The organism is Micromonospora sp. DT43, assembly GCF_049841645.1.
Classification (GTDB): domain Bacteria; phylum Actinomycetota; class Actinomycetes; order Mycobacteriales; family Micromonosporaceae; genus Micromonospora.
The window spans coordinates 148,005-167,589 of the sequence record NZ_JBNCKR010000005.1 but is presented as its reverse complement, the minus strand read 5'-3'; the positions used below and the strand labels follow the sequence as shown (position 1 = coordinate 167,589).

Here is a 19,585-nt window from a genome sequence, read left to right as displayed (position 1 = left end):
TCACATCTGATCGACACAACCCCCGACTACGCCAGCGGCACCGCCCGGTACTGCACCGCCACGGCACGAGCGCCCGCCGGCGGGTCGGCTCGGCGTCGAGCTTGGTACGGCCTGAGCAGCGCCGTGACGGCCTCGTTGAGCCCCACGAGTTCCTCGGCCGTGAGCACGAGCATCGCCTCGTTGAACATCACCGCGTCGTACCACTCGGCGGGTTCATCCCCGGCGCGGCGTGACCAGTCCCGGGTCCGCTCCATGGCCAGCACGGCATGCGCCTCCACCACCGCCTGCTCCGCGGCCCGCGCATCACGCCCGGCCCCGTGACCCGCGTCGACCATCAGGCTTGAGCTCGTCGTGCGCCACACCCGCTCCCGGGCGTCCCCCCGGCTGGGCGCCTGCTCCACCAGGCCGAACTTCGCCAGCGCCCGCAGGTGGTAACTGGTCGCGCTCGGCGACAGCCCGACGATCTCCGCGCACTCCGTGGCGGTGCCGCCACCCTCGCGGCTATTCAGATACTCCATGATCGCGATCCGGGCCGGATGAGCCAACGCCCGCATGACCTGCGGGTCACTGACCATCCGACGCGGCTCGGGACGGGCCTCGGTCATAACCCCATGATCCCGGCCAGTCACCCGGCTCGCCATCAGCCCTCGAGGTAGGCCGGCCGCAGCACCGCGCGCCGCCCTCGACCCACTGGGAGGCCTGCGCCGCACTACAGCCGCTCGCCACCCCACCGGCTTGCACCGATCGCGGGCCACGCGGACGTGTTCCTCGATCTAAAGTGTCGTACACCTGTTCTATTGTCGTCTCATGTTGAGGGCTTTGGCGCAGGCGGCGAGCGCGGTTGACGACTGCGCCGAGGCCGCGCCGTGGGCCTTCCCGGACGGCGAGCTACTCGCGTCGCTCGACGCGGCGCACGTGGTGGCGCAGCGTCTGGCGGCCGTCCAGCTCGCTCTGGTGCGCGAGCTGGACGCGCGTGGTCTCGCCGTCGCCCAGGGAGCGTCGTCCACCGCCGTCTGGTTGCGGGAGCGGCTGCGGCTCTCCGGCCGGTCGGCGCGGCAGATGGTCCAGCTCGCCGCCACTATCGACGCCGCCCCGCCACCGGTGCGCGACGCCGTGCTCGACGGCAGCCTCACCGTGGAGCAGGGCCGGGTGGTGGCGGAGGCGGTCGCGGCCCTGCCGGTCGAGGCCGGGCCCGAGGTGGCAGAGAAGGCCACCGAGCTGCTGATCTCCTGGGCCGACCGCTTCGACCCGACCATCCTGAGCCGTCTCGGGGAGCGCGTCCTCACGCATGTCGCCCCCGACGTGGCCGACCAGGCAGAGCTGGCCGCCCTCGACCGGGCCACCGAGCGAGCCGAGGCTCGCCGGCACGTCACCCTCTCCGAGCCCAAGGACGGGCAGGTACGCCTCACCGGCAACCTCGACACCGAGACCGCGAGCCTGCTGCGCGAGGCCATCGATCCGCTCTGCGCCCCGGCCGGCGAGCACGACGACCGCAGTCCCGGGCAACGCAGGGTGGACGCACTCGGCGAGGTCTGCAGGCTGGCACTGCGCACCGGCCACCTACCCGACAACGGCGGAGACCGGCCGCAACTGGTGGTCACGATGTCGCTCGACGCGCTGGTCAACGGCTTGGGGATAGGCACCCTGGAGACCGGTGCGCCTCTCACACCCGGCGCGGTCCGGCGCCTGGCCTGCGACTCCGCCGTGCTGCCGGCCGTGTTGGGCGGCAACAGCCAGATCCTGGACGTCGGGCGTCAGCGCCGACTCTTCACCGGCCCCCTGCGGCGCGCGTTGGTGCTGCGCGACGGTGGGTGCGCCTTCCCCGGCTGCGACCGGCCATCGCGTTGGTGCGACGGTCACCACGTCCACCACTGGGCCGACGGCGGTGCCACGACGCTGGGTAATGCGGTCCTGCTCTGCGGCCACCATCACCGCCTCCTCCACCGGGGCGACTGGACGGTCCGCATCGCGCCGGACGGCCAGCCCGAATTCCTCCCGCCGGACTGGATTGACCCGCTCCGCGCCCCACGCCGCAACCTCTACCACAGGCGGTGCTGAGTTCCGCGAGGCTCACCATCGCGAACCGGCCGAGCCCAACGACCGGATCGCCACGCCAGCCCCGACGCACCGGCCGGCCCACCTGGCCTCGCCTTCCCACACCGTCCTGCGCTGCCTGCCCCGGCTGCGCTGCCTGCCTTGGCCGCCCCGGCTGCCCCGGCTGCTCGGCCGGCCCTGGCTGGGCTGCGCTGCCTGCCTACCCTGCCTGCCTGCTGGCTGCGCTGCCTGCCCTGGATGCTCGGCCCGGGCTGCCCCACTGGCCCGACCTTGCCCGACCCCGCCGGCCCGCCTGCCCTGGCTGCGCTGCCTGCCCTGGCTGCCTTGGCTGCTCGGCCCGGGTTGCCCCACCGGCCGGACCCTGCCCGACCCCGCCGGCCCCGGCTGCGCTGCCTGCCCTGGCTGCCCTACCTGCCCTGGCTACCCTGGCTGCCCTGGCTGGCCTAGCTGCCCCGCCTGTCCTGGCTGTCCTGGCTGCTCGGCCGGCCCTGCTGCACGACCCGGCCTTGCCCTACGCCGATCCGCCCCACCCAGCACCGGCTCCGAGCCCCCCGCCCGCGATGGACAGCGGCCCGCCCGGCGGTACGTCGTCCAACGCCACGCCAGCACTCACGGGTGATCTGGTCGGTAATTCGGTGGAAAGGGCCGCCGCGAGGGCGTAGCGTTGCAGCCCGCTTGACGGCCGAGGTGAGCTGCACCGGAACGGACGTCGCCGCGCCGGGCGGGCGGCCATCCGCCACCGGACACGCGAGCGCGCAGCAGATGTGAACGATGGGACGTCAGCATGCCCACACCTGACCTGGACGCTCATCTCGACACGGATCTGGTCGCCGAACGCGCCCACCTGGCCACCTCGCGCGCGGCGCTCCGCCGGATGCGGGAACGGGCCGAAGCCCTCTTCTCAACCGGTGACCAGGTTGCCGGCGACCCCTACGCGGCGGAAATGCTCGGCCGTACGCTTGCCCGCCGCGTGGCCGAACTGGCCGACGACCCCACCACGCCACTGTTCTTCGGCCGCCTCGACTTCGCGGGAACCTCCCACAACGAGGAAGCGGCCAGCGGGCTCACGACCAGCGCGCCCACGACCAGCAACGCCGGCACGGCCACCACCAGCAGCAGCGCCAGCGGCGACACCGAAGGCAGCGGCAGCAGCGCGGACACCCAAGGCAGCAGCGGCAGCAGCGGCAGCGGCAGCGGCAGCGGCAGCGGCAGCGGCAGCGGCAGCGGCAGCGGCAGCGGCAGCGGCAGCGGCGAGCATGACGGTCGGCGGTATCACGTGGGGCGGCGGCATGTCACCGACGAGCACGGCGAGCCGCTGGTGCTGGACTGGCGGGCGCCGGTTTCCCGGTCGTTCTACCGGGCCAGTGCGCGCGATCCGCAGGGCCTGGCGGTCCGGCGACGTTTCGGGTTCAGCAACGGGGTCTTGACCAGCTTCGAGGATGAACGGCTGGACCGGGGCGAGGAGCTGGGCACGACCAGTCGGATTCTCACCGCCGAGATCGAGCGACCGCGCGTCGGGCCGATGCGGGACATCGTCGCCACGATCCAGCCGGAGCAGGACGAGCTGGTACGGGCCGATCTGGCCGACTCGATCTGCGTGCAGGGGGCGCCGGGCACCGGAAAGACGGCGGTCGGCCTGCACCGGGCCGCGTACCTGCTCTATCTGCACCGGGAGCGGCTACGGCGGGCGGGTGTGCTGATCGTGGGCCCGAACCGGGCTTTTCTGTCGTACATCGCGGCGGTGCTGCCGGCGCTCGGCGAGGTCGAGGTCGAGCAGGCCACCGTCGAGGAGTTGATCTCGCGGGTGCCGGTGCGGGCGGTGGAGGCACCGGCCGTCGCCGCGCTCAAACACGACGTACGGATGGCGAGCGTGCTGCGGCGCGCGGTGCAGACACAGATCGGTACGCCTACCGAATCGATCACCGTGTCGGACGGTTCGTTCCGGTGGCGGATCGGGCTGGAGCCGCTGCACCGGATCGTCGAGGAGACCCGCCGGGAGGGGCTGCCGTACGGCACCGGCCGGGAGCGGGTCCGGGCACGCGTGGTGAGTCTGCTGCAACGGCAGGCCGAGGCACGGCGAGCGGAGTCGCCCAGCGACGCGTGGCTGCGCCGGATGAGCCGGTGCCGGCCCGTGGTGGACCTCCTCGACGCGGTCTGGCCGGCGCTCACCCCGGAAGGGCTTGTGCACAGCCTGCTCTCCGACCCGGCCCGACTCGCCGCCGCTGCGGACGGGTTGCTCAGCGACGCCGAGCAGGCGCTGCTGGTCTGGGCGAAACCGGCCCGTACTCCGAAGGCCGCCCGCTGGACCGCCGCCGACGCGGTGCTTGTCGACGAGGCCGCCGGCCTGCTGGAACGTCCCTCCGGCTTCGGGCACGTGGTGGTGGACGAGGCGCAGGACCTATCTCCCATGCAGTGTCGGGCCATCGCCCGCCGCAGTGAGCACGGTTCGGTCACGCTGCTCGGTGACCTCGCGCAGGGCACCGCGCCGTGGGCAGCGACCGACTGGCGGGAATCCCTGACCCATCTGGGCAAGCCGGACGCCGTGGTGGTTCCGCTGACGATCGGTTTCCGGGTACCCGCCGCGGTGGTCGCGTTCGCCAACCTGCTGCTGCCGGCGCTCGCGGTGGACGTACCGCCGGCCGAGTCGCTGCGTCACGACGGCGGCCTGGATGTGCGTACCGCGGCGGATCTGACCGTCGCGACGGTGGCCGAGGTGCGCGCGGCGCTCGCGCACGACGGTTCGGTCGGCGTGATCGCCGCGGACGACGCCGTCGACGGGCTGCGCGCAGCGCTGGCCGCCGCGGGCGTCGCCACCGCGACCGCCGACGACGTCGCCGCCGCGGAGCGGGTCACCGTGGTGCCGGCGACCCTGGTCAAGGGCCTGGAGTACGACCACGTGGTGGTGGTCGAGCCGGCCGCGATCGTCGCCGCCGAGCCGCGTGGGCTACACCGGCTGTACGTGGTGCTCACCCGCGCGGTGTCCCGCCTCTCGGTGCTGCACAGCGAACCGCTGCCCGCGCCGCTACTGACCGCGCCACTGCCTACCGCGCCGCCGCAGACCGCGCCACTGCCTAACGCACTGCCGCAGACCGAGCCTGCGCAGACTGAGCCAGCGCAGACGCCGCTGTCGCAGGCCGCACCCCTGGAGTCAGCGCCTTTCTGAGGCACTCGGCGCCGCTGTCGGGTACCCGCCATCCGAGCGGGACACACGACATCTACTTTGCGCCGTAAAGTTGTTTGCGTGGAACAGGACGATGATCGACCCCCCGCCAACGCCGCGACGGCGCTCCAGCTGATCCGTGACCAGCAGGCAGCCACCGCTTCGCGGTTGGAACCCGACGCGCGGCTGCTCTACTGGCCGTGGGGCGTGGCCTGGCTGGTCGGCTTCGGGCTGTTCTTCCTGCGCTTCTCCCCGGACGGTCGGGTGCTGGTGCGACTGCCCGACTGGCTGCCCCTGACCGTCCTCTTCGTCCTGCTGGCGGCCGCCTCGGTGGTCCAGGCGATCGCCGGTGCGCGGGCGTACGGCCAGGTGACCGGCGACTCGGCCCGGCGCGGCCGCTGGTACGGGTTCGCCTGGGCCCTGGGCTCGGTGAGCGTGTACGTGGGGGTCGGCCGGGTGTCGGATCACCTGCCGCACGATCTGGCGGCGCTGCTCTGGTCCGCCACCGCCGTCGGGTTGACCGGCGCGCTGCAGATGGCCGGCGGCGCGATCTGGCTGGACCGGAACCTGTTCCGGCTGGGCGTCTGGATCAGCGTGATCAACGTGGCGGGCGCGATCGCCGGTCCGGGTTGGCACGCGCTTGTCGTCGCGGTGGCCGGCAGTGGCGGGATCCTGGTCGCCGGAACGGTCTCCCGACTGCGACAGCGACACCGGCCGTGACCGACCTCGACCCGGTCATCCACGCCCAGGCGCGACTGCGGGTGGTCGCCGCGCTCTCCGCGCTCGCCGACGGGGACCGGATCACCTTCCCGCGACTCCAGGAACTGCTCGCGATGACCGCAGGCAACCTCTCGGTCCACCTTCGCAAGCTGGAGGACGCCGGGTACGTCGAGATCAGCAAGACCCATCGTGGACGCACCCCGACCACTCTGATCCGCCTGAGTCGGCGGGGTCGGCTGGCGTTCGAGGAGTACACCGAAGCCATCCGCGCCCTGCTCGATCCCGCCCAGCTCGACTCCACCCCGCCGAAGGAGCAGTCATGACCCTCGCCCGCGCCGACCAGGCCAGCCGCCGGTACGGCGACGTCCTCGCCCTCGACCGCGTCGACCTGGAAGTCCGGGCCGGCGAACTGGTCGGCCTACTCGGCCCCAACGGCGCCGGCAAGAGCACCCTGATAAAACTGCTTGTCGGCCTGCGTCGGCCCAGCTCGGGCCGGCTCGAACTGTTCGGTGGCGACCCCCGCGACCCGGCGTCCCGGCGGCAGATCGGTGTCACCCCCCAGGAGACCAGTCTGCCCCCGACGCTACGGGTCGGTGAGGTCGTCGACTTCGTCTCCGCCCACTATCCCGACCCGGTGCCCCGGGGCGAACTGCTCGACCGCTTCGGCCTGGGTGACCTCACCCGGCGACAGACCGGTGGGCTCTCCGGTGGCCAGCGTCGCCGGCTGGCCGTGGCGCTGGCCTTCGCCGGCCGGCCCCGGCTCGTGCTGCTCGACGAGCCGACGACCGGCCTGGACATCGCCGCTCGGCACACCCTGTGGGACGCCATTCGCTCGTTCCATGATGACGGCGGAACCGTCCTGCTGAGCAGCCACTACCTGGAGGAGGTGGAGGCGCTCGCCCACCGCGTGGTGGTGATCGGGCAGGGCCGCGTGCTCGCCGACGACACCGTCGAGGCCGTCCGCGGCATCGTCGGCGTACGACGGGTCAGCCTGGTCGCCGACGAGCTGCCCGAACTGCCCGGTGTCGTACGCGTCGACCGCGTCGACGGGCGCCTGCACCTGCTCACCACCGACGCCGACGAGCTGGTCCGTGCGCTTGTCAACTCCCGAGCCGCCTTCACCGACCTGGAGGTGCGGCCCACCTCGCTTGAGGAGGCGTTCCTCGCCATCACCAGCGGCGACCGGCCGAGCGCCGGAGAGCGGACCGGCGGCGTGGCCTCGGCAAGCGCACCGAGCCAGACCGGCGGCGGAGACCCGACCGCCGCCGACGACCAGTCCACCGCCGCTGCCGGCGGCCGACCCACCACCCTCTGAGGAGGCGTCCCGTGCAGCTCGCCCTGGTCCACGCCCGCTACCAGCTACTGGAGATCATCCGGATCCCGGTGGCCGTCGTGGGCAGCGCCTTCTTCCCCGCCGCCGCCATGATCTTCTTCGTGGTGCCGTTCATCGGCGACGATGCGGCAGGCGCCACCCTCGCCACCGCGTCGATGATCACCTTCTCGGTGATGAGCGCCAACATCTTCCAGTACGGCGCCGGTATCGCCGAGGACCGCGACCAGCCGTGGAGCCCGTACACCCGGACACTGCCGGCCGGTCCCGCGCCTCGCTTCGCGGGCCGGGTGCTGGCCGGCCTCGCGCTGACGTACCTCTCGCTGATCCCGGTCGTGGTGATCGGCGCGACGCTGACTCCGGCCCGGGTCACCCCGCTGGCGTTCCTGCTGACCGCCGTCACGGTGGCAGTCATCTCGGTGCCGTTCACGCTGATGGGGCTCGCCATCGGCTACTCGCTGCCAAGCAAGGCGGCGATCGTGGTGGCACAGATCGTCTTCCTGCCGCTCGCGTTCGGCGGCGGGCTGCTCGCCGCCCCGGGAGACGCGCCCGGGTTCATCGAGACGATCGCACCGTTCCTGCCCACCCGGGGCGCGGCCGAACTGATGTGGTCGGCGGTCGGCGACTACCGGGTCGACCCGCTGGCGCTGATCATGCTCGGCGTCTGGGTCGTGCTGCTCGCCTCACTCGCGGCCTGGGCGTACCGACGGGACGAGGGTCGCCGGTTCAGCTGACGATTCGTCCGTTTCCGCCCCGTACGACAGCGGGACGGTGCCAGGATTCCGGCAGGGGGGCCGCCCGAGGCCGCCGGCCGAGAGGGGTCTGACGTGAGCACCGTCCCGCCGGGTACGCCGTGCTGGGCCGACCTGGCCACCCCGGACCTGACCGCCGCGCGGCGCTTCTACCCCGAACTGTTCGGCTGGACCGGACGGGTGACACCGGAACCCGAGGCGGGCGGTTACACGGTCTTCCTGCTCGACGGCCGACCGGTGGCCGGTGTCGGCCCGCCGGCCATTCCCGACCAGGTGCCGATCTGGTCGACGTACGTCGCCACCGACGACGCGGAACTCGTCGCCGGCCGGGTCGAACGGGCCGGCGGGCAGGTGGTGGTGCCGCCGTTCGAGGTCTTCGACAGGGGTCGGATGGCGGTGTTCGCCGACCCGGCGGGCGCCACGTTCAGCGTCTGGCAGCCACTGGCGATGCCCGGCGCCGAGGCGTTCAACGTGCCCGGAGCCATGAGCTGGAACGAACTGGTCACCCCCGACCCGGAAGGGGCGAAGGTCTTCTACGAGCTGGTGTTCGGGTGGCAGCCGGACGAGCAGCCGGTCGGCGGCATGACGTACACCGGGTGGCGGCTCGGCGCGCGGATCGTCGCCGGGATGATGCCGCCGCTCGCCGACGACTTCCCCGCCGATCTCCCGGCGTACTGGACTGTGTACTTCGCGGTGACCGACGCCGACGCCGCCGCCGCTCGGGCCGCCGAACTGGGCGGGACCATCCTGGTGCCACCCCGCGACATCCCGACCGGCCGGTTCGCCGCCCTCCGCGACCCCCAGGGCGCCCTCTTCTCGGTCATCGACCTGGGCGACGACCGGAGTTAGGCCGGACGGGGACCACCAGGGGGCCGTTGGTGCCCGGGATCACCCGGACGCTGGCCCGGTAGTGGGTGGCGAGGAGGTGTTCGGTGAGCACCTCGTGCGGGGTTCCGGTCGCCACCACCCGACCGTCGGCCAGCAGCACCATCCGGTCCGCGTACTCGCCGGCCAGGGAGAGGTCGTGCATGGTGGCGAGCACCGTCAGGCCGTGGGCACGGCGCAACTGGTCGACCACCTCCAGGACCTCCTGCTGGTGGCCGATGTCCAACGCGCTTGTCGGCTCGTCGAGCAGCAGCAGCGTCGCGCCCTGGGCGAGCGCGCGGGCGAGGAAGACCCGCTGTCGTTCTCCCCCGGAGAGGGTCGCCAGTTCCCGGCGGTGGAAGCCGGCGAGGTCCAGGCGGTCCAGCACCTCGTGCACGGCTGCCACGTCCGCGGCTGACTCCCGACCCAGCGGCGGGATGTAGGGGGTACGGCCGAGCAGCACGTAGTCCAGCACCGTCATACCCGGTGGCACCACCGGGGACTGCGTCACGGTCGCCACCACCCGGGCGCGGTCGCGGCGGCGTAGCGCGGTGCTCGGCGTACCGAACAGGGTGATGGCCTGCGGCGCGGGCAGCAGGCCGCCGACGGCGCGCAACAGGGTGGATTTGCCGGCGCCGTTCGGGCCGATCACGGTGACCCACTCGCCGGCCACGACTGTGAGGTCGACGCCGGCGAGGACCGGCGTGCCGTCCAGGCTGACGTGCAACCCCCGCACCTCGACGGCCAGCGGGCCAGCGCCCACGGGAGGGGCGGCGTTGTCGGCCGGGCTGGTGGCGGACTCGGGGTTCACAGGAGCGCCCGTCGGGCGGTGCGCAGCACGAGGACGAAGAACGGGCCGCCGAGCAGGGCGGTGACCACGCCGATGGGCACCTCGGCCGGGGCGGCGGCGGTCCGGGCCACCACGTCGGTCAGGGCCAGGAACGCGGCCCCGAACAGCAGGGAGAGCGGCAGGATCACCCGGTAGCTGGACCCGGCGAGCAGCCGGACGGTGTGCGGCACGATGATGCCGACGAAGCCGATCAATCCCGTCGCGGAGACCGCCGCGGCGGTGCCCAGCGACGCGGCGGCGATCAGCAGGTAGCGGGAGCGCTGCGGGTGCAGGCCGAGACTCCTCGCCTCGTCGTCGCCGACCGTGAGGACGTCCAGCTCGCGGCGGTGCAGCAGCACCACCACAGTGGTCAGGGCGGCGTACGGCAGCACCAGCAGCACGTCGTGCCAGCCGGCGGTGGCCAGCCGGCCGAGCAGCCAGGAGTAGACCGGCTGGATGCTGTCGGAGTGCCGCTGGAGCAGGTACGTCTGCCCGGCGGAGAGGAACGCGGAGACCGCGACCCCGGCCAGGATCAGCATCGCCGGGGACCTGCTCCGCCCGCCGGCCGCGCCGAGCAGGTAGGTCATCGTCACGGCGAGCAGCGAGCCGGCGAACGCGGCCAGCGGAATGGTCAACGGAAGCCCGGAGATCGCGCCCTGCCGACCGACGCCGCCGAGAGCGATCACCGCGGTGACCGCGAGGCCCGCGCCGGCGGCCACGCCGAGCAGGTACGGGTCGGCCAGCGGATTGCGGAACACGCCCTGGTAGCAGCCGCCGGCCAGGGCGAGCAGACCGCCGACGAGCAGGCCCAGCACGACCCGGGGCAGCCGCAGTTCGGTGACGATGGCGATCTCGCGCTCGGTCAGCCCGCTGTCGAGGTGCACCCCGGGAATCAGGTTGAGCAGCTCGGCGGCGACGCTTCCCGGCGGCAGGCTGACCGGCCCGAGCGACACCCCGGCGAGGAGCGCGACGAGCACCGCGAGGACGCCAGCGACCAACCAGCGCTTGCGCACCCCGGCGGGCCGCGACCCGGCAGCGGGCAGACCCGCGTCCCGGGGGTCGGACGGCAGCCCGCCGGGCCGGTCAGGAGACGGCAATCCAGCGACGGACGGCAGCCCGCCGGACCGGGACGAGGATGGCGTCCCGGCCGGCGGGTTGGCGGGTGGCGGGGCTGCCATCGGCGGTGTCCCGGTCACCGACGGACGTCGGTCACGCGGGCACCTTGGCGACCGCGTCGATGATCACCCGGAGCAGGTCCACGACGCGGGGGCCCCAGCGGGAGGCGATGTCGTCGTCAAGCGTGACCACCTGGTTGTTCTTCACGGCGGTGAGGCCGGACCAGCCGCTGCGGGCCTTGACCGAGTCGGCGTTCTGCTGGCAGCACTTGGAGTCGGCCAGGAAGACGAAGTCCGGGTCGGCCTTGACGATGACCTCCTGGGACAGCTGCGGGTAGCCGCCGTTCTTGCCGTCGGCGTCGGCCGGGTCGGCGATGTTGGTCAGGCCGACCAGGCTGTAGATCGAGCCGATGAACGTCTTGCTTGTCGCGCTGTACAGCTCCGGGCCCAGCTCGTGGTAGTAGGTGAGCTTCTCGGTGCGCTGCGGCAGGTCCTTGACCAGCTTGGCGATGTCGTCCTTCATCCGGCTGGCGACGTCGGCGGCCTGGTCGGCGTGCCCGGTCAGGGTGCCCAGGTCGGTGATCTGCGCGTACGAGTCGTCAAGCGTGGTGGCCGCCGGGGTCAGGTACACCGGGATCTTCAGCTTGCCGAGCTGGTCGACGATCTTGTTGGTGTCGTTGGAGAGCACCACCAGGTCGGGGTTCTTGCCGGCGATCGCCTCGGCGTTGGGCTGGAAGCCCGACAGGTCGCTCTTGGGCGCGTCGGCCGGGTAGTTGGACTGGTCGTCCACCGCGCTCACCTGCGGGCCCGCACCGATAGCGAAGAGCATCTCGGTGGCGCTGGGCGAGAGCGACACGATCTTCTCGGGACGCTTGTCGAGGGTGAGCGCGCCGACCGTGACCGGGTAGCTGGCGGCCGCGGTGCCGGCGGCCGGCTTGTCGTCGGTCTTCTCGGCGCAGGCGCCGAGGGCGAGCGCGGCGACCGCGAGGGTCGCGGCGAGGAGCCGAGGGGTACGTCTGGACATGGGGGCCTCCTGTCGGTCGAGGAGTGTGGTGCTTCGCCGACAGGGCTTCCGTACGCCCGCCCACGAGGCGCCCTTCCTCGAGAGCGCGTGTCGCGACCCGTCCGCAGGCGACCTGGCTCGTCCCCGCCGTCGGGCGGGGCATCACAGTTGCGGGACAGCACCGGTTTCGCACCGGCTTCGCTGCGGAGTGGTCGATAAGACGGTAGCGCACCGCCGGGACGTGCCGGATCGATCAAGTGCTGATCGGAACCCGTCGATCGGTGCGGCGGTCGCAGGGGCGGCATATGTCCCGGATCCGGAGTATCGCGAACGGGTGGTGGGGCCCCGCAGGGGCGGAACGGGGCCCCACCCGATCAGGAGGCCGTGATGGTGACGTTGTCCACAGCCGCCTCCACCAGGCTGGCCCCGGACGCGTCCGCCGCCTCGACGAGGATCCGCACCGACTGGCCGGCGTACGGAGTGAGGTTGAGGTTCGCCACGGCCCAGCCGCCGTTACGGTTGGCGGCCGCGCCGGCCTGGGTGAGCAGGGCGGTGGTGCCTCCGTTGTGCACCACGCTCACCCGCAGGTAGTCGGCCGACGAGGCGTTCGAGCCGTGCGCCAGGTACCACGCCAGCGAGAGGGTGAGCGTGCCGGACGACGGCAGGGTCACCGCCGGGGACCGGGCGCTTGTCACGCCGCCGTCGACGTCGTAGTCACCCGCCGCCGAGCCGGCGAGCCGACCGGTGACCAGGTCGTTGGATCCGGCGTACGGGGTGAGCTGCTTGGCGCCGGAGGACGTGGTGGCCTGGGCGGCACCCCGTTCCCACGCCCCGAGGGTGGCGGTGTCGGTGCCGGCCGGGTTGGTGGTCCAGCCGGTGGCGGTCTCGAAGGTGTCCGACCAGACCGTGGTGCCGCCGCCACCGCCGCAGTACTGCGACTGCTTGCCGATGGCCCGGTACGGGCAGTCGGCGTACTCGCTGAGCAGCAGCACCGCCTCCCGGTTGCGGGTGGTCTGCGCGGTGATCACCTCGTCGGGTGGGTAGAAGCCGCCGCCACCGGACGAGCCGGGATACATCTCGAAGGTGTACGCCCAGATGTTGTGGGTCGCCCACATCCAGTCGAGGCTGTCCCCGTCGGTGATGTAGAGGTCGCTGGACTGCTCCGGGGTGTAGTTGTTGGTGGCCGCCATCTGCTGGCCGATGGTGGCGAAGGTGTTGTACTGGTCGGCGCTCATCCCGGTGGCGGTGTTCGCGGTGGTGTAGCCGTACGGCCAGAGCACCAGCTGCGAGTACGTGTGGAAGTCGATGTTCGCCTTGATCTGCTGGACGCCTCCGACCACTCGGCCGTTGACGAAGTTGCGCAGCGCCTGGGTCTCCGGAGCGGAGAACGCGGACGGGCCACGGTAGGTCTCCGACGAGGTCGACCCGGAGGAGCCGCCGCAGCAGCCCCAGTTGTAGCCCCAGTTGCGGTTGAGGTCGGTGCCGACGTTTGACGATCCGCTGTTGGGCTGGCGGTTCTTGCGCCAGGACCGGTACGAGCCGGTGGCGATGTCGTACTCGCTGCCGTCCGGGTTGACAGTCGGCACGATCCAGATCTCCCGGCCGTTGACGAGGTTGGTGATCCGGGAGTCGCTGCCGTAGCTGTCGGTGAAGAGGTTGAGCAGGTAGATCGCCATCTCGACGGTCAGGTGCTCGCGGGCGTGCTGTTGGGCGTTGAACAGGATCTCCGGTTCGCTCTCGTCGGTGCCGACGTTGTCGGAGATCTTCACGGCCATCAGGTCGCGGCCCTCGTACGACGTACCGATGCTGATCTTGCGGGCGATGGCCGGATGGTCGGCGACGACCTGGTTCACGACGGCGGTCAGTTCCGCGTAGTCGTGGTAATTGGAGTCGGCGGGCGGGAACGCGAGGGTGCCCACCTCGCCGGCGCCGCGTTCGGCGTTCGGCGGCGGGGCGAGCGGTTCCAGCCGGAAGCCGAGTTTGCCGATGGCGGCGGCCTCGGCGGCGGTGGCCGAGATGTGCAGCACGCCGTGCTCGGAGTAGTCGATGGCGGCCCCGGTGCGGGCCACCGCGTTGCGGTCGGCGAGGGTCCGCGGCCCGAGCACCCGGTAGCCGGCGGCGGCCGGCTCGGCGGTCCGGTCGGGTGCCGGTTGGGCGGCGACAGGTCCGGCGGCGACGGTGACGATTCCCAGCCCGGTGACGACGGCGAGCACCAGGACGCGACGGAGAGGGTGGGGTCTGCCCAGGGTCATGGACTACCTCCTCGGAGGGCGGGATGTCCCGCTCGGTGAAGCACACTTCACCATCAGTCACATGGTCATATCAATATTGATCGCTGCCTTCTGCATCCCAGGTTGACCATCGCTGCGGCAAAGATTTTCTGCTGCCGAACATCTGGCGAAACTTCCCTCCAAGCGGAAAACTGACCAGCGACGATCCCCCACTCGACACCGCGGAGCACCCATGGCCAGACCCCGCCTGCACGCGGCCGCCCTCGCCGGCGTCAGCGCGCTCACCCTGCTCGCCACCGCAGTTCCCGCGACGGCAGCCCGGCCGCCCTCCCCCGCCCACGACGAGCAGATCACCTTCCAGGACTGGTCCGGCCCCGCCGACTGGCACCGGGGCAGCCAGGACGGCACCCGCGTCGTGCCCGGCGCGCGAGCGGGCGTCACCCTGGCCCGCCCGGCCGGCACCATCGAGTACGCCGACCCGCACACCGGCACCACCCGCACCTGGGAGTACGGCACCTGGACCTCGCCGGTGACCCGGATCGGCTTCGACGCGACCGAACTCATCGCCTCCTGGAACGCCGAGACCCCCGCCGGCACCTGGATCCAGGTGGAGATGCAGGGCAGCTACACCAGCGGCGACCAGACCCCGTGGTACGTCATGGGCCGCTGGGCCTCCGGCGACACCGACATCAAGCGGACCAGCGTCGACAAGCAGGGCGACCCCTGGTCGACGATCTGGACCGACACGTTCAGCATCGACGACGCCGACGCCGGAGTGCTGCTGCGGTCGTACCAGCTGCGGCTGACCCTCTACCGGGCGCCGGGGCAGACCGCCGCGCCGGTCGTACGGATGCTCGGCGCGATGAGCTCCACCGTGCCGGACCGGTTCACCGTCCCGCCGAGCGCCGGGCACATCGCCTGGGGCGTCGAGCTGCCGGTGCCGCGCTACTCGCAGAACGTGCACGCCGGGCACTACCCCGAGTACGACGGCGGCGGCGAGGCGTGGTGTTCGCCCACCTCCACCGAGATGGTCGTCGAGTACTGGGGGCGCAAGCCGTCGGCGGCCGACACCTCCTGGGTCGACCCGACCTACCCCGATCCGACGGTGAACCACGCAGCCCGGATGGCCTACGACTACGCGTACGACGGCGCCGGCAACTGGCCGTTCAACACCGCGTACGCGGCCAGCTTCCCCGGGCTGGAGGGGCGGGTGACCCGACTGCACTCGCTGGACGAGCTCGAGCGCTTCATCGCCGCCGGCATCCCCGTGGTCACCAGCCAGTCCTTCCTCGCCAGCGAGCTGGACGGGGCGAACTACGGCACCTCCGGGCATCTGTTCGTGGTGGTCGGCTTCACCGCCGACGGCGACGTCATCGTCAACGACCCCGCGTCGTCGAGCAACGACGTCGTGCGCAACGTCTACAAGCGCGCGCAGTTCGAGCAGATCTGGCTGCGGACCAAGCGCACCAACGCCAGCGGCGGCGTCTCCGGCGGCTCGGGCGGCGTCGCGTACCTGATCAAGCCAACCTCAAGGCCCTGGCCCAAGGCCCCCAACTCCACCAACTGGTAACCCCCACCCCCACCCCCGCACCCCTGGCGCGGTGATCATGAAGTTATTGCCCGACTACCCGGCGTGTCGCGGCAATAACTTCATGATCACCGCTGTTGGTCGGGGTCCTGGGGGGTGGTGCGAGGGGTGGGGTCGGTGGGGGGTTGGTCTTCGCCGGCCAGGGCTGCGCGGAGGCGTTCCTTCTCCGTGCGGCGGCGGTCGGCCGCGTCGGCCATCTCAGCGGCCATCTCGTCGCGCAAGCCGCGCAACAGGAAGAAGGAGAGCGCGGCGGAGAAGACCAGCGCCAGCATCAACTTCAGAAACACGTTCATGTCGACCAGCCAGAGGCCCGCCAGCACGGCGACGAACAGCCCGACCCGGCCCAGCGTGTACTTGACCGCCGCGCTCACCTGCACCACTCCGCTCTCTGCTCGCCCACCGATGTCGGCGGGGTCCACCCGCCCGGCGGGCGGTCGGGGTCAGCCGGTCCGGCGGGCCAGCCAACGCACGCCGGGGAACCAGACCAGCGCGTACGCCACTGTGAACGCCGCCGCACCCAACGCGCCGGACAGCAGCGCCGGGAACCCGGCACCCAGCCCTGCGACCACCAGCCCCACGAGAACCGCGACGGCAAGCGCGACGAGCGCCGCCACCACCCGGGCCGCGCCGAAATCCCATGCCCGGAAGTCGTCCCAGAACAGCCAGGCCGGCAGGATCACCGCCAGCCAACCGTTGGTATGGCCGAAGTCACCGGCGCCGAACGAGGCGAACGCCCACTCGAACAACACGAGCGCCAGCGCCCCGATCACCAGGCCGGCCAGGCACACCCCGAGCAGGTCACCCAGGGTACGCACGCGCCCCTCGGCGTCCCGCCGGGGAAACCCGCCCTGCTGCTCGGCTCCGCGCTGCTCGGTCATCGACTGCGAGGGTACGTGGTGCCTCAGGCCCAGACCTGCTGCGGCTCGGCGCGGCGCTCGGCGAGCGACGGCGCCTTGTCGTACTCCCGGACCACGTTGTAGCGGGTGTCCCGCTCGACCGGCTGGAACCCGGCATCCCAGATCAGGTGCAGCAGGTCGTCGCGGTGCATGGTGTTCGGGGTGCCGTACGAGTCGGCGTCGTGGGTGATCTTGTATTCGACCACCGAGCCGTCCAGGTCGTCCACGCCGAAGTTCAGCGAGAGCTGGGCCACCGAGAGACCGTGCATCACCCAGAAGTTCTTCAGGTGCGGCACGTTGTCGAAGAGCAGCCGGGACACGGCGAACGTCTTCAGCGACTCGGCCGGCGAGGCCATCGTGGTGCGCGCCTGGATCCGGTTACGGATCTTGCCGTCCGCCGAGTCCACGAAGTCGTGCTGGTAGCGCAGCGGGATGAAGACCGCGAAGCCACCGGTCTCGTCCTGCAACTCACGCAACCGCAGCACGTGGTCGACGCGGTGCCGGGGCTCCTCGATGTGGCCGTACAGCATGGTCGCCGGGGTCTTCATGCCCTTTCGGTGCGCCAGGGCGTGGATGCGCGACCAGTCCTCCCAGTGGCAGGCGTGGTCGACGATGTGCTGCCGGACCTCCCAGTCGAAGATCTCCGCGCCACCGCCGGTAAGCGACTCCAGGCCGGCGTCCATCAGCTCGTCGAGGATCTCGTCGGCGCTCAGGCCGCTGATCTTCTCGAACCACTGGACCTCGGTCGCCGTGAAGCACTTGAGCTTGACGTTCGGCAGCGCCGCCTTCAGCTCGCGCAGCACCTTCGGGTAGTAGCGCCACGGCAGCGTCGGGTGCAGGCCGTTGACGATGTGCAGCTCGGTGAGCTGCTCGTCCTCCATCTCCTTGGCCTTGCGGACCGCCTCGTCGATCCGCATCGTGTACGCGTCCTTCTCGCCCGGCTTGCGCTGGAACGAGCAGTACGCACACGACGCCGAGCACACGTTCGTGAGGTTGAGGTGGCGGTTGACGTTGAACATCACGCGTTCACCGTTGAGCTCGGTGCGCTTGTGGTGCGCCAGCCGCCCCAACCAGGTCAGGTCGTCGCTGTCGTAGAGGGCGATGCCGTCCTCGCGGCTCAGCCGCTCACCGGCGTACACCTTCGCTTCGAGCTCACGCTTGAGTCCGGCGTCCATCGCACGTCCCTTCCACCTGCGGTCCCTCCCGAGGGTACGTCGACACCCGGGTGGCCCCGGCGGCACGGTCGGCGGCAGCGATCCAGTTCACCGGACTCTCAGCCTCCCGTAACCCGCGGATGCATCGACATCACTGCCGTCGTGCGGTAAGACAGGGTGGGGCGGAACTCACACACTGGTACCGTCCCGACGGCCGTGCCCACCGAGCGCGGCGCCGAGCACCGGACGGGGAGTGGAATGGTCGACAGCGGGCGCGGGCGACGGCAGCGACGACGGAGCCCGGTGATCTCGCCGGTGCTGCGACCGAAGCTCTGGGCCGCCCTGCTCGGCGCGATCGCCGCCGCCGTGCTGGCCACCCCCGCGTACGCCGAGCCCACCGTGCCCACGACGGTGCCGGACACCGGCACCCGCCCGCCGGCGATCGGCGCGCCGCAGGTGCCCGGCAGCCCGCCCGTCGTCGGCGTCCCCGCCCCGCCGGTGGCCAACATCGGCACCGGCCCGCTGGCCGCCCAGATCGCCGCCGCCGAGAGCCAGGTCGGCCTGCTCGGCGACCAACTGCTGCTCACTCGACAGAAACGCACCGACGCGCAGGCGCAGCTCGCCGCCGCCGGCAAGGTGCTGGCGACCACGCAGGACGCCCTGCTCCGCGCCCAGCAGGCAGCCGACGCGGCCGCCGCGGACGCGGTCAAGGCAGCCGCCGCCCTGCCGCCCGGCGACTTCGCCAACGACATCCAGGGCCTGAGCCGGCTCCAGCGGATCAACCGCGGCGAGAAGGTCGATGGCGCCACCACCGCCGTGGCCGGCGAGCTGTCCCGGGCCCGCGCCAACGAGCAGGCCGCCTACCAGGCGCACACCACGGCCAAGGCCGCCGTCGACGCCGCCGAGGCCGAGTTCGCCACCGGCGAGAAGGCGCTGCGCACCGCCGAGGCCAGCCTGCTCAAGCTGCGCAAGGACAACGCCGCTCAGCTGATCCAGATCGAACGCCAGCAGGAGGCCAGCGAGCAGCAGCTGGGCGCGGGCTACGTCGCCGGCCAGAGCAGCAACGGGATGTCCGCGCACCCGCGGGCGCTGGCCGCTGTCCGGTATGCGCTCGCCCAGCTCGGCGACCCCTACAGGTGGTCCGAGGAGGGGCCGGACGAGTTCGACTGCTCCGGTCTGATGTGGGCCGCGTACCGGTCTCCGGGCGCCGACTACTTCGACCTGCCCCGGGTCTCGCGCGACCAGTACGCCGCCACCCGGTCCCGCACCGTGCCGCAGAGCGCACTGCTCCCCGGCGACCTGCTCTTCTTCGCCTCCGGCAGCAGCTGGACCACTATCCACCACGTCGCCATGTACATCGGCAACGGCAAGATGGTGCAGGCGCCCACGACGGGCGACGTGGTCAAGATCTCGGTGGTCGGCTGGTCCCGGCTCTACGCCGCGACCCGGGTGATCGGAGCGGTGCCGACTCCGAACGTGCCCCTCCCGCCCGCGCCGCCCACCACCAAGCCGACGAAGCCGACGCCGCCCACCAAGCCGACGCCCAAGCCGACCGGATCGGCCACCCCCAAGCCCACCGGCACCCCGACCCCGAAGCCGACGGGCGGCAGCACGCCGACCCCGACGGGCAGCCCGACCAACACGCCGCCGACCCTGCCGACGCCGCCCACCACGCCACCGGCCAGCGCCTCGGCCTCGGCCTCGGCCTCCACGTCCACGTCCACGTCCGCGTCCACGTCCGCGTCCGCCAGCCGGAGTGGGGCCTCCAGCGACAGCCCGGCGACCAGCACGAGCACCGTCCGCTGAGCCGCCACCCGGGCTCCGGCTGTCCGCTCGGGGCGATCTGTGGCACGGTGACAACCAGGCACACCCGGTCCGATGTCACGGG

Annotated in this window: 17 protein-coding genes and 1 riboswitch; of the genes, 9 read left to right on the top strand and 8 right to left on the bottom strand. The window is 72.0% G+C overall.

Annotated elements, in window-relative coordinates:
* Positions 1–26 precede the first annotated feature (26 nt).
* Positions 27–605, bottom strand: a complete 579-nt coding sequence (locus ACLQ26_RS14805) for an ArsR/SmtB family transcription factor (RefSeq protein ID WP_425744945.1) — start codon at positions 603–605, stop codon at positions 27–29.
* Positions 606–807: 202 nt separating this feature from the next.
* On the opposite strand from ACLQ26_RS14805, the gene ACLQ26_RS14800 reads away from it, so the two are divergent.
* The 7 genes from ACLQ26_RS14800 to ACLQ26_RS14770 all read left to right on the top strand — a co-directional run bounded on the left by ACLQ26_RS14800 (position 808) and on the right by ACLQ26_RS14770 (position 8,866).
* Complete coding sequence (locus tag ACLQ26_RS14800; protein WP_425744944.1) at positions 808–2,058, top strand: DUF222 domain-containing protein; 1,251 nt, start codon at positions 808–810, stop codon at positions 2,056–2,058.
* 781 nt (positions 2,059–2,839) lie between these two features.
* The gene (locus tag ACLQ26_RS14795; protein WP_425744943.1) at positions 2,840–5,218 is read left to right on the top strand and encodes a HelD family protein; all 2,379 of its coding nucleotides are present in this window, start codon (positions 2,840–2,842) and stop codon (positions 5,216–5,218) included.
* Positions 5,219–5,296: 78 nt separating this feature from the next.
* Positions 5,297–5,935, top strand: coding sequence for a transporter (locus ACLQ26_RS14790; RefSeq protein ID WP_425744942.1), 639 nt, complete (start codon positions 5,297–5,299; stop codon positions 5,933–5,935).
* Complete coding sequence (locus ACLQ26_RS14785) at positions 5,932–6,258, top strand: winged helix-turn-helix domain-containing protein (protein WP_425744941.1); 327 nt, start codon at positions 5,932–5,934, stop codon at positions 6,256–6,258. The genes ACLQ26_RS14790 and ACLQ26_RS14785 overlap by 4 nt, the downstream gene beginning before the upstream one ends.
* A complete protein-coding gene (locus ACLQ26_RS14780; RefSeq protein WP_425744940.1) occupies positions 6,255–7,250 on the top strand; it encodes an ABC transporter ATP-binding protein in 996 nt (331 codons plus the stop codon). The genes ACLQ26_RS14785 and ACLQ26_RS14780 overlap by 4 nt, the downstream gene beginning before the upstream one ends.
* Before the next feature lie 11 nt (positions 7,251–7,261).
* Complete coding sequence (locus tag ACLQ26_RS14775; RefSeq protein WP_425744939.1) at positions 7,262–7,999, top strand: ABC transporter permease; 738 nt, start codon at positions 7,262–7,264, stop codon at positions 7,997–7,999.
* Between the two features lie 93 nt (positions 8,000–8,092).
* Positions 8,093–8,866 carry a VOC family protein gene (locus tag ACLQ26_RS14770; protein ID WP_425744938.1) on the top strand — a complete coding sequence of 258 codons (774 nt, stop codon included), beginning with the start codon at positions 8,093–8,095 and terminating at the stop codon, positions 8,864–8,866.
* Here the strand turns inward: ACLQ26_RS14770 and ACLQ26_RS14765 are convergent.
* The 4 genes from ACLQ26_RS14765 to ACLQ26_RS14750 form a co-directional block, all read right to left on the bottom strand.
* On the bottom strand, positions 8,838–9,629 hold the full coding sequence (locus ACLQ26_RS14765) for an ABC transporter ATP-binding protein (protein ID WP_425745182.1): 792 nt from the start codon (positions 9,627–9,629) through the stop codon (positions 8,838–8,840). The genes ACLQ26_RS14770 and ACLQ26_RS14765 overlap by 29 nt on opposite strands.
* A gap of 59 nt (positions 9,630–9,688) precedes the next feature.
* The gene (locus ACLQ26_RS14760; protein ID WP_425745181.1) at positions 9,689–10,780 is read right to left on the bottom strand and encodes a FecCD family ABC transporter permease; all 1,092 of its coding nucleotides are present in this window, start codon (positions 10,778–10,780) and stop codon (positions 9,689–9,691) included.
* 139 nt (positions 10,781–10,919) lie between these two features.
* Positions 10,920–11,849, bottom strand: coding sequence for an ABC transporter substrate-binding protein (locus ACLQ26_RS14755; RefSeq protein WP_425744937.1), 930 nt, complete (start codon positions 11,847–11,849; stop codon positions 10,920–10,922).
* A gap of 111 nt (positions 11,850–11,960) precedes the next feature.
* A riboswitch (cobalamin riboswitch) is annotated at positions 11,961–12,025 on the bottom strand.
* Positions 12,026–12,202: 177 nt separating this feature from the next.
* Positions 12,203–14,080, bottom strand: coding sequence for a M14 family zinc carboxypeptidase (locus ACLQ26_RS14750; protein WP_425744936.1), 1,878 nt, complete (start codon positions 14,078–14,080; stop codon positions 12,203–12,205).
* A 211-nt stretch (positions 14,081–14,291) separates the two neighbouring features.
* Here ACLQ26_RS14750 and ACLQ26_RS14745 point away from each other — a divergent pair, with 211 nt between their 5' ends.
* Positions 14,292–15,629 carry a C39 family peptidase gene (locus tag ACLQ26_RS14745; RefSeq protein WP_425744935.1) on the top strand — a complete coding sequence of 446 codons (1,338 nt, stop codon included), beginning with the start codon at positions 14,292–14,294 and terminating at the stop codon, positions 15,627–15,629.
* A gap of 86 nt (positions 15,630–15,715) precedes the next feature.
* Here ACLQ26_RS14745 and ACLQ26_RS14740 read toward each other — a convergent pair whose 3' ends face one another.
* The 3 genes from ACLQ26_RS14740 to mqnE all read right to left on the bottom strand — a co-directional run bounded on the left by ACLQ26_RS14740 (position 15,716) and on the right by mqnE (position 17,718).
* Positions 15,716–16,018 carry a DUF4229 domain-containing protein gene (locus tag ACLQ26_RS14740; RefSeq protein WP_425745180.1) on the bottom strand — a complete coding sequence of 101 codons (303 nt, stop codon included), beginning with the start codon at positions 16,016–16,018 and terminating at the stop codon, positions 15,716–15,718.
* Between the two features lie 69 nt (positions 16,019–16,087).
* Complete coding sequence (locus ACLQ26_RS14735; RefSeq protein WP_425744934.1) at positions 16,088–16,525, bottom strand: hypothetical protein; 438 nt, start codon at positions 16,523–16,525, stop codon at positions 16,088–16,090.
* Between the two features lie 23 nt (positions 16,526–16,548).
* A complete protein-coding gene (mqnE, locus tag ACLQ26_RS14730) occupies positions 16,549–17,718 on the bottom strand; it encodes an aminofutalosine synthase MqnE (RefSeq protein ID WP_354853815.1) in 1,170 nt (389 codons plus the stop codon).
* 237 nt (positions 17,719–17,955) lie between these two features.
* Here mqnE and ACLQ26_RS14725 point away from each other — a divergent pair, with 237 nt between their 5' ends.
* Positions 17,956–19,503, top strand: coding sequence for a C40 family peptidase (locus ACLQ26_RS14725; protein WP_425745179.1), 1,548 nt, complete (start codon positions 17,956–17,958; stop codon positions 19,501–19,503).
* Positions 19,504–19,585: the final 82 nt, after the last annotated feature.